The sequence below is a fragment of the Roseateles sp. genome (assembly GCF_046300915.1).
GTDB lineage: Bacteria > Pseudomonadota > Gammaproteobacteria > Burkholderiales > Burkholderiaceae_C > Kinneretia.
Map to the genome: position 1 here is coordinate 1 of NZ_JBKCLH010000177.1, position 9,593 is coordinate 9,593.

The window sequence follows — 9,593 nt, forward strand, 5'->3', positions numbered from 1 at the left end:
GCCACCGGGGCCGCGCAGAGTGGCAGCAGCAGCGACCGGGCGTTGGAGCGCTTCTTTGCCAATACCGCTCGACAGCTGCTGCGCGACGCGCTGGAGAAACATCTCAAGAGCGAGCGCTCCGAGGCCCTGGCGGAGTTCCGCGTCTGGGTGGAGCGCGACGGCTCAATTGCCCGCCATGCCCTGCAGAGCACGGGCGATGCGCGCCTGGATGCCGAGCTCAACGCCGCCCTGGACGAGACGGCACGCGCCCTCAAGCTGCCGCCGCCGCCCGCGGCCGCAGCCCAGCCCATGAAATTCCGCCTGCAGCTGCGCCCCCTGGGCTAGCACGGGCCACGATTCACTTTGTCCGCAAGATCATGACGACTGTCCTGAAGAACAAGTTTCCCTTTGCGCGCCGCAGCCTGTGCCTGGCCCTGGCCGGCGCGCTGATGGCCCCCCTGGCCCAGGCCGATGAGCGCCGTGAGCTGGAGCAGCTGCGCGCCACCACCCTGGGCCTGATCGAGGCCCTGGTGGGCCAGGGCCTGCTGAGCCGCGAGCGGGCCGATGCCCTGCTCAAGCAGGCCCAGGCCAGCCCGGCGCCCGCGGTGGCGGCCGTGCCCGCGGCAGCGACAGCAGCAGCGACGGCGGCGAGCACGGCCAATGTGATCCGCGTGCCCTATGTCAGCGAGACCCTGCGGGCGCAGATCCGCGAGGAGGTCAAGAACGAGGTGCTGGCCACGGCCCGGGAGGAGCGTTGGGCCGATCCACGCAGCATGCCGGAATGGGTCAGGGGTCTGCAGGTCGAGGGCGATGTGCGCGTGCGCTGGCAGATGGAGGACTTCGGTACGCCGCGCTATGCCGCCGGTGCCACTGCCAACCCCTGCTACAGCGTGGGCGGCGGCGTGCCCGCCGAGTGCTACCGGGTGCAGCGCGACTCGCCCGCCTGGGCGCCCGATCTCACAAACACCACCATTGACCGCCGCCGCATGACCTTGCGTGCGCGCCTGGGTGTCACGGCCAAGGTGTCCGACGATGTGCAGGCCGGCATACGCCTGAGCACCGGCAGCAGCAGCGGGCCCAGCTCGGCGTCCCAGACCCTGGGCAGTCACTTCAACCGCTCGGCCATGATGCTGGACCGCGCCTTCATACGCTGGGAGCCGCGCCACAATCTGCGCCTGCTGGCCGGTCGCATGGACCGCCCCTTCTACGGCAGCGATCTGCTGTGGCCGGATGACTTGGGTGTGGAGGGGGTGGCGGCCCAGGGCGAGCTGGATCTGGCGCCGGGCGTTTACGCCTTTGCCAACGCCGGAGCGTTCTCGCTGGAGGAGTTCGGCACCTCGCGTGCGGACAAGTGGCTGTACGGCCTGCAGGCCGGCGTGGACTGGGCCCTGGACGGCCGCACGCAGTGGCGCTTTGCGGTGGCGGCCTATGACTTCCGCGATGTGGAGGGCCGCCGCGAAACGGCCCTGCCGCCGGCTGCGGGCAGCCCGGTGGCCGGCACGCGCACCTATCTGCCCTCGCAGTACCCGGCCAATGTGCGACTCAAGGGCAATACCCTGATCAATCTCTGCCCCGCGGGCAGCGAGGGCAATGCCAATGTGCCCGCGCCCTGCACGAATGGCGGCCCGGTCTGGGGCCTGGCCTCCAAGTTCCGTCCGCTGAACCTGAGCACGGGTCTGGTGCTGCGGCAGTTCGAGCCGCTGGAGCTGGGCATCAATCTGGACTATGTGCGCAACAGCGGCTTCGATCTGGCGGACATCAAACGCCGCGCTGCGGCCAGCGGGCCGCTGATGGACAGCCTGGCCGAGAAGACCACGGGCACGCAGCTGCGCCTGAACCTGGGGCATCCCAGCCTGTCCAGTGCCGGCCAGTGGAATGCCTTTGTGGCCCTGCGCCGCTTCGAGCGCGATGCCTGGATCGACGGCTTCACCGACACCACCTGGCATCTGGGCGGCACCAACTACAAGGGCTGGCAGATCGGCGGCAGCTATGCCTTTGACCGCCGTGCCAGCCTGGGCTTGCGTCTGACCAGCAGCCGCAATCTGGATGACGGCGTGCGCGTGAAGCTGGGCGACGGCACGACCACGGGCACCCTGTCCAGCGCCTGGCTCAAGATCGATGTGCTGCAGCTGGACCTCAATGCCCGCTTCTGAGCGGCAGGCCCGGCATCAAGGAGAGCGTCCCATGAAGACATGCCTGAATACCTTGCGCAAGGGGCTGCCCCTGCTGCTGCTGAGCCTGCTGGCCAGCATCAGCCAGGCCCAGGGCAGCGGCAAACCCGAGGACCGCGAGCGCGCCCAGCTGCGGCGCGTGCAGGCCGCCCTGCAGGCCGCCCAGACCCAGTTGCAGGGCCTGGAGGCCGAGAAGGCCCAGTGGCAGCGCGAGCGCGATGCGCAGGCCCAGCAGCTGCAGAAGGCCCAGGGATCCAGCCAGCAGCAGCGCGGCCAGCTCTCGGCTCAGCAACAGCAGCTGGAGCAGCTGCGGCGTGAACTGGCCGAGGCGGGCGAGCGCCTGAACCGCGCTCAGGCCGAGGCGGGTGAACGCGAGCAGCTGATGCAGCAGCAGCTGGCCCAGCTGCGGCGCGAGCAGGCCGAGCTGCGCCAGAGCAATGGTGCCCTGGCGGCTTTGCTGGAGCGCCGCACCCAGGCCCTGAACCAGGCCGAGACGCGCAACAAGGCCTTGCATGGTCTGGGCATGGAAGCCGTGGACCGCTGGCTGGCCAAGAGCCCGGCCGAGCTGAATCTGCAGCGCGAACCCCTGCTGGGCTGGGGCGCGGTGCGGGCCCAGGACAGTGCCGAGGCCTTGCGTGCCAGGCTGGACGCCCTGCGTCAGCCCCCGGGCGAGCTCAGCAGTGCCGGCCTGCCTCAGGAGTCCGCGGCAGCGGTGGGTGGGGGAGGGCAGTGAGCGTCGCAGAGGCTCAGTAGCCGAAGCGCGCCTTGTAGGCCCCGGGATGGATGCGGCGGGCGCGGTAGTCGATGCCGCTGAAGGCCGCGTAGTCATCCAGGCTGCGGGCCTGGCCCAGGCCATAGACGCCCAGGTCGGCCCCGTCCCAGAGCAGGGCGCGCAGCCGCGCAGCCGCGGCGCTTTGCAGGGCGGCGGCGCTGGCCTGGGTCCGGCCGCGCAGTGCCTCCAGCTCCGCAGACCAGTGCAGGGGGCGGGAGGGCGGCGCCTGCGGGTCCAGATAGGCGTGGTACAGGGGCAGGTCGGGGATGTGGAAGATGTCCCAGCCCCTTGTCCAGGCCCGCAGGGCATAGGCCTGCTCCTCGCCGTGGAAGTAGAGAAAGGGGTCGTAGGGTAGGGCCTGGACCAGATGCCCCGGGCCGAAGAGACAGCCGCCCGCCACATGCAGGCCCAGCACGGCTTGCTCGCTGTCCACCGGCACGCTTTCGAAAAGCAGGGTGGGGTGCTCTGCGGCAAATGTGCAGCCGCTCTTGACCACATGGGCCAGCACGCCGCGTGTGACCGGTTCGGGCTGGGCTTGGCCCTCGACCATGCGAAAGGGGTTGGGGTAGGCGCTGATCAGGAAGTTGGGGTTGTGCGCTTGGCAGGCCAGACCCCAGGCGATCAGGCGCTCATCCCAGCCCGGCTCGAAGCAGCTGTGGGCATCGATCTGCAGGAACCAGCGCTCACCCTGGTACAGGCTCATAGCCAGAGCGCGCGCCCAGCAGGGGCCACGCGCTTCCAGCGGGTGCAGCTGCAGGCGACGCAGCCGCGGTGCCAGCTCTTGCTGGTCGAGGGCCGGTCGGTGCTCGGGCCACTGCTGCTCGACCAGCCCGAACACCAGCCGCTCGGGATGTCGCGCCTGCGCGATCGCGTTGAGCAGGGTGAACTCCAGCAGGGGCTCGCAGAAGGCTGCCACGCTGATGAAGAGACTGTGCGCAGCGGGGGCTGAGCGGGCAGCGAGAGGGGCGGGAGACATGGGCGGCAGGGATGTTGTCGCGACTGTGTGACGCGGCTGCGACCACCGCCGCCGCCACTGCCACCGCCGCGCAGCACGCGCGGCTTGCCCCCCGGATCGCGGGGGTGTGGCCCGAAAGGCCCAGACCCCCGTCACGGGCCTGCAGTCCTGCGCGTCCACAGTCCGGGAGGTTTTGGTCCCCCCCACCCCACTTGGCAGGAGAACGCAGCAATGAAGGGCAGCAAGCACCCCCGCAACGAGCAGACGCTGAACCCGTCTGGCAATGCTTCCATCCACGATGTCATCGACCAGGTTGACGCGAGCCGCCGGCTCTTCGTCAAGAGCTCGGTTGGCGGCGCAGCCCTGGCCGCGGCCGGTGGCCTGACCCTGGGCGGTCTGGTTCAGACCGTGCAGGCCAACACCGGCTCGACCCTGAGCCTGCCCATCGGCTTCAGCAGCGTGCCGGCCAGCACCCGCGCGCTGAACGTCAGCCTGGGTGGCTCGGCCACGGCCGTGCTGGACAAGGTGGTGGTGCCGACCGGCTACACCGCCCAGCTCCTGGTGGCCTGGGGCGACGCGATCATGCCCGGAGGCACGCCTTTTGTTGGCGATGCCAGCGAGAGCGCCTCGCAGCAGGAGCGCCAGTACGGCGCCCACACCGACGGCATGCACTTCTTCCCCTTCGCGGGTCTGGGCGGTCTGCCCAGCAGCGAGCGCGGCATTCTGTGCGCCAACAACGAGTACACCCACGAGGACATCCTCTACAGCAACGGCATGACCGCCGGCTACAACATTGCCAAGACCCGCAAGTCCCAGGCCGCGCACGGCGTGTCGGTGCTGGAGATCCGCCGCAGCAACGGCAAGTGGCAGGTGGTGAAGAACTCGCCCTTTGGCCGCCGCATCACGGCCAACACCCTGTGCAAGGTCAGCGGCCCGGCTGCCGGTCATGCCCTGCTCAAGTCGCGCAAGTTCAGCATCAGCCCGGCGGGCTCGGTGGACACCGGCACGCTGAACGACGGCTACACCGCCTACGGCACGATCAACAACTGCGCCAACGGTGTGACCCCCTGGGGCACCTACCTCACTTGCGAGGAAAACTGGAACGGCTACTTCGGCAGCAGCACCGGCAGCATTCCGGCGGTGAGCGCCAGCGAAGATGGCAAGAACTACAACCGCTACGGCGTCAGCGTCGGTGGCTTTGGCTATCGCTGGCACGAGACCGACCCGCGCTTTGACGTCAGCGTCAATCCGCTGGAGCCGAATCTGCAGGGCTGGGTGGTCGAGATCGACCCCATGAACCCGAGCGCAGCGCCCATCAAGCGTACCGCCCTGGGCCGCTTCAAGCATGAGAGCGCCCAGTATGTGGTCGATGCGCAGAACAATGTTGCCTTCTACATGGGCGACGACGAGCGCAGCGAGTACATCTACAAATTCGTCTGCGAGGGCAAGTTCAACCCCACGAACCGTGCCGCCAACCGCAATCTGCTGGACAGCGGCGTGCTCTATGTGGCCCGCTTCGACGCCAACCTCAGCGGCCAGTGGATTGCGCTGCTCCCGGGTACCGTGGGCGTGGACGGCAAGGCACTGCGCGACAACCCCAACTTCATGGGCGCGAACGATGCCGAGGTGCTGGCCAAGATCCTGATCAAGACCCGCATGGCCGCCGACGCCGTGGGCGCCACCATGATGGACCGCCCCGAGTGGACCGGCGCACGTCCGCGCATCAAGGGCTACCAGGAGATCGAGGTCTACTGCACCCTGACCAACAACAGCAACCGCGGTCGCAGCGGTGGCGTCAAGGCCAACAATCCGGACGGCTCCACCGCCGGCGGCAGCGCCCGCCCCCTGGTCGATGCGGCCAACCCGCGTGCCAACAACGTCTATGGCCACATCATCCGCTGGCGCGAGAGCGGCCGCACGGTCACGGCCACCAGCTTCGCCTGGGATCTGTTCGTGCAGGCGGGTGACAGCGCCACGACCACGCTGACGCCCAAGTCGCAGTACGAAGGCAATATCGTGGACAGCCCCAATGGCAGCGCCGACTACGGTGCGCCCGATGGTCTGTGGTTCGATCCCTTCGGCCGCCTCTGGGTCCAGACCGACCAGCAGGGCGATGGCGGTGGCAACTGGGTGAATATCGGTGCCAACAGCATGGTCTGCGCCGACCCGGCCACCGGCGAGACCCGCCGCTTCCTGACCGGCCCGAATCACTGCGAAGTGACGGGCGTGACCATGAGCCCGGATGGCAAGACCCTGTTCGTCGGTGTGCAGCACCCTGGCGAGGATTCGACCTTCAGCAACCCGACCCAGTACTCCAACTGGCCGCAGGGTCAGTGGAGCTTCGCCTCTGACGGCGTCACGCCGCTGCCGGCGGGCCGTCCGCGCTCGGGCGTGGTCGTGATCACCAAGGACGATGGCGGCGTCATCGGGACCTGAGCCGCCTCAACGCATCAGCATGCGGGCCGCATTCCGGCCCGCCTTTGACGGAGATTTATTGCAATGAAGATCAGCAAGAGCATCAAGTTTCTGGGCCTGAGCGCCCTGATTGGTATGGGTGCTGCCGCGCAAGCGGCCCCGGTGCAGAACGCCAGCGGCTTTGGCCTCAGCAAGGTCGTCACCTTCAATGGCTTTGATGGCCTGATCACCACGGGTGAGGTGGATGTCGGCTCGGCCGAGATTGGCATGTCGGTCACCCTGACCTCGGGCCCCTTTGCCGAGGTGGGCGCCAACAACCGCGACCTGGGCCAGAACGGCCTGTGGGGCGTGTTTGACCTGGGCACCGGCGTGGATGGCAACTTCCTGGCCAGCAGCTTCTTGGGCAAGCGCGGTGAACTGGGCTTCAGCTTCAGCACCGGCGTTCAGCATGTGGGTGCCTATCTGAACCAGTTCCGTAGCGTGGGCGTCAACAATGCGCTGACCCTGCTGGCTTATGACCAGGAGGGCAATACGCTGGAGAGCTTCACCTTCTCCATCAAGACCGATGTCGATAGCTACAACGCCACCCAGTTCCTGGGCTTCAGCCGCGCCAGTGCCGACATCTACGGTTTCGGCGTGGCCGGCAACAACATCGTGCTCGACAACCTGACCCTGGCCGTGCCCGAGCCCGAGAGCTACGCGCTGATGCTGGCCGGTCTGGGCGTGCTGGGCCTGCTGAGCCGCCGCCGTCTCAAGGTCTGAGCAAAGCAGCGGCGCGCCGGCCAAGTCCGGCAGCCGAAAACACAAAGGGCCGCTTCAAGCGGCCCTTTGTCTTGCTGTGAAAGCTATCCACGAAGCCCTAAATCCGTATCGAATGCCCGGCCCGTGACCAGCAGCGCCATGACGGGCCGCTTCGCCGGATAAGCCGTCAGGGGTCCAGTCTTCGGGCGCGCGCCAGCCGCCAGGCGTCGGCCGGGTCGGTGAACACCTGCTCGGCCGTGGTGCCGGTCTCGCGGGCCTGGGCGTCGATGGCGATGCGCTTGTCGAACACGTAGCACTCGCCCTCCCAGTCCCGCGCCGCATCAGGGAAGGCCGCCAGGAAGTTCAGAATGCCGCCATCGAGCTGAGCGACCTTGATGCCACGGGCCTGCATCCAGGCGGCCGTTTTCTCGCACCGGATGCCGCCTGTGCAGTACATGGCGACGGTCTTGCCCTGCCAGTCGTCGCGGCGGGCCTCCACGTAGGCGGGGAAGTCGCGGAAGTGATTCACGCCGGGGTCCAGCGCGCCCCGAAAGCGGCCCAGCTTGAACTCAAAGCTGTTGCGGTTGTCGATGACCACGGTGTCGGGGTCGTCCAGCAGTTCGCGCCAGCGCTGCGGGCTGACGTGAGTGTCGCTCGCCTCGCCGCCGCTGACGCCGGGTATGCCGAAGGCAACGATCTCGCGCTTCACGCTGACCTTGAGCCGGCTGAATGGTGGGCGCTCGCAGTCGTTGTGCTTGAAGTGCAGGCCCGCAAAGCCGGGCTGCTCTTGCAGCGCGGCCTCGAAGCGGGCCAGCAGCTCGGCCGGGCCGGCAAGGGCCGCGCTCAGGCCCTCGCTGGCCACCAGCACGACGCCGCCCAGGCCGGCCCCGGCCTCGCGCAGCCAGTCGGCGAACGCGGTCGGGTCGGGCACGGGCGTGAAGCGGTAGAAGGAGCTGTGGATGAGCGACATGGCCCGGATTGTCCGCGCTGTCCCAAGCTGCCCGTCAGCGCCGCGCTATCAGCGCTGGCAGTCGGCCGGGGAGGGCCAGATGTACGACCTTGAGCCTAGGTGGCTGATGCTGGGGCCCATGCAGGCCAGTCCCTTTGCATGAGGGCGCTGCAGGAGGGCGAGACTCTGCCGGCTTGGTCGATAGAAATGGACGACTTGCAGAGATGTGGAGCGGGTGATGGGAATCGAACCCACGTTATTTGCTTGGGAAGCAAGAGTCCTACCATTGAACGACACCCGCGTTTCGGCGCGGATTGTAGCCTGCGCGCGCGAGCACCGGCGTGTCTGGCACTCGGTGTTGACCCTGCGTTGGGCGACTGGTGCATGGGGGCGATCTGGCCTGGCCAGCGCCAGGGGCCGGGCCTGTCTTACAGTGCGGGCATGAGCTCGTCTGCAAAGCCCCCATCGATCCTTGTGCTGGCCTGGCGCCAGACCTTGCGCGATCTGCGCGCTGGCGAATTGCGCCTGCTGGTGCTGGCGGTCGCGCTGGCGGTGGCGGCGCTGTGCGCGGTGGGCTTTCTGTCGGATCGGCTGGACCAGGGCCTGCGACGCGATGCGGCGCAGTTGCTGGGCGGTGATGCCGTGCTTGCCAGCGATCAGCCCACGCCGCCGGCCCTGCGCCAATTGGCAGACCAGGCCGGGCTGAGCCAGGTGGGCACGGTCAGCTTCCCCAGCATGGCGCGGGCGCCCGAGGACAAGGGGGGCGCCAGTCGCTTGGTTGCAGTCAAGGCCGTGGGTGAGGCGTATCCGCTGCGCGGTCGGCTGCTGCTGGAGGACGGACGCAAAGTGGGGGCTCCGGCGCCGGGCGAGGTCTGGCTGGACGCCGGCGTACTCAGCGCCCTGGGGCTGGGCGAGGGCGACAGCCTGCTGCTGGGTGAGCGCAGCCTGCGCATTGCGGGCGTGATTCGCACCGAGCCCGACCGCGGGGCGGGCTTTCTCGCCTTTGCACCGCGGGTCATGCTGGCGGAGTCGGATCTGGCGGCGACCGGGCTGGTGCAGCCCGCGAGCCGGCTCAGCTACCGCTGGGCCGTGGCCGCGGGAGCAGGGCAGGAGGCCGGCCTGCAGGCCTTTTTGCGCCAGGCTCGGGCGCAGATCGAGAGTGGTGCCTTCCGCGGTGTCCGCTTGGAGTCTTTGGAAAGTGGCCGGCCCGAGATGCGGCAGACCCTGGACCGGGCCGCCAAGTTCCTGAACCTGGTGGCCATGCTCTCGTCCCTGCTGGCGGCCGTGGCCGTGGCCCTGGCGGCGCGTGACTTTGCGGCGCGGCATCTGGATGACTGCGCCATGCTGCGCGTGCTGGGGCAGTCGCAGCGGCGCATTGCCTGGTCCTATGGCCTGGAGTTTGGTGCGGTGGGCCTGCTGGCCAGCCTGATCGGGGTGGGCCTGGGCTGGGCCGTGCACCATGGCTTTGTGAGCCTGCTGTCGGGCTTGATTGCGGTGGATTTGCCTGCCCCCAGCCTCTGGCCGGCCGCGCTGGGCCTGGGCTTGGGCCTGAGCCTGCTGCTGGGTTTTGGTCTGCCGCCCGTCTTGCAACTGGCCAGCGTGCCGGCGCTG

General features: G+C 68.6%; 8 protein-coding genes and 1 tRNA gene. 6 read left to right on the forward strand and 3 right to left on the reverse strand.

Annotated elements, in window-relative coordinates:
* The 3 genes from ACK5F2_RS13265 to ACK5F2_RS13275 form a co-directional block, all read left to right on the forward strand.
* The coding region (locus ACK5F2_RS13265; RefSeq protein ID WP_409865306.1) for a TonB C-terminal domain-containing protein at positions 1-324 on the forward strand (324 nt) is incomplete at its 5' end.
* Positions 325-356: 32 nt separating this feature from the next.
* Complete coding sequence (locus tag ACK5F2_RS13270) at positions 357-2,132, forward strand: putative porin (RefSeq protein ID WP_409865308.1); 1,776 nt, start codon at positions 357-359, stop codon at positions 2,130-2,132.
* 31 nt (positions 2,133-2,163) lie between these two features.
* A complete protein-coding gene (locus ACK5F2_RS13275) occupies positions 2,164-2,883 on the forward strand; it encodes a hypothetical protein (protein ID WP_409865310.1) in 720 nt (239 codons plus the stop codon).
* 13 nt (positions 2,884-2,896) lie between these two features.
* On the opposite strand, the gene ACK5F2_RS13280 is transcribed toward ACK5F2_RS13275, so the two are convergent.
* Positions 2,897-3,898 carry a GlcNAc-transferase family protein gene (locus ACK5F2_RS13280; RefSeq protein ID WP_409865312.1) on the reverse strand — a complete coding sequence of 334 codons (1,002 nt, stop codon included), beginning with the start codon at positions 3,896-3,898 and terminating at the stop codon, positions 2,897-2,899.
* 210 nt (positions 3,899-4,108) lie between these two features.
* Here ACK5F2_RS13280 and ACK5F2_RS13285 point away from each other — a divergent pair, with 210 nt between their 5' ends.
* Both ACK5F2_RS13285 and ACK5F2_RS13290 read left to right on the forward strand, forming a co-directional pair.
* Complete coding sequence (locus ACK5F2_RS13285; protein ID WP_409865314.1) at positions 4,109-6,313, forward strand: PhoX family protein; 2,205 nt, start codon at positions 4,109-4,111, stop codon at positions 6,311-6,313.
* Between the two features lie 63 nt (positions 6,314-6,376).
* Positions 6,377-7,054: a PEP-CTERM sorting domain-containing protein gene (locus tag ACK5F2_RS13290; protein ID WP_409865317.1), complete on the forward strand. Its 678-nt coding sequence runs from the start codon at positions 6,377-6,379 to the stop codon at positions 7,052-7,054.
* Between the two features lie 166 nt (positions 7,055-7,220).
* On the opposite strand, the gene ACK5F2_RS13295 is transcribed toward ACK5F2_RS13290, so the two are convergent.
* Both ACK5F2_RS13295 and ACK5F2_RS13300 read right to left on the reverse strand, forming a co-directional pair.
* Positions 7,221-8,003 carry a rhodanese-related sulfurtransferase gene (locus tag ACK5F2_RS13295; protein WP_409865319.1) on the reverse strand — a complete coding sequence of 261 codons (783 nt, stop codon included), beginning with the start codon at positions 8,001-8,003 and terminating at the stop codon, positions 7,221-7,223.
* 206 nt (positions 8,004-8,209) lie between these two features.
* Positions 8,210-8,283, reverse strand: a tRNA-Gly gene (locus tag ACK5F2_RS13300).
* A gap of 140 nt (positions 8,284-8,423) precedes the next feature.
* Between ACK5F2_RS13300 and ACK5F2_RS13305 the strand changes: the two genes are divergently transcribed.
* The coding region (locus ACK5F2_RS13305) for an ABC transporter permease (protein WP_409865321.1) at positions 8,424-9,593 on the forward strand (1,170 nt) is incomplete at its 3' end.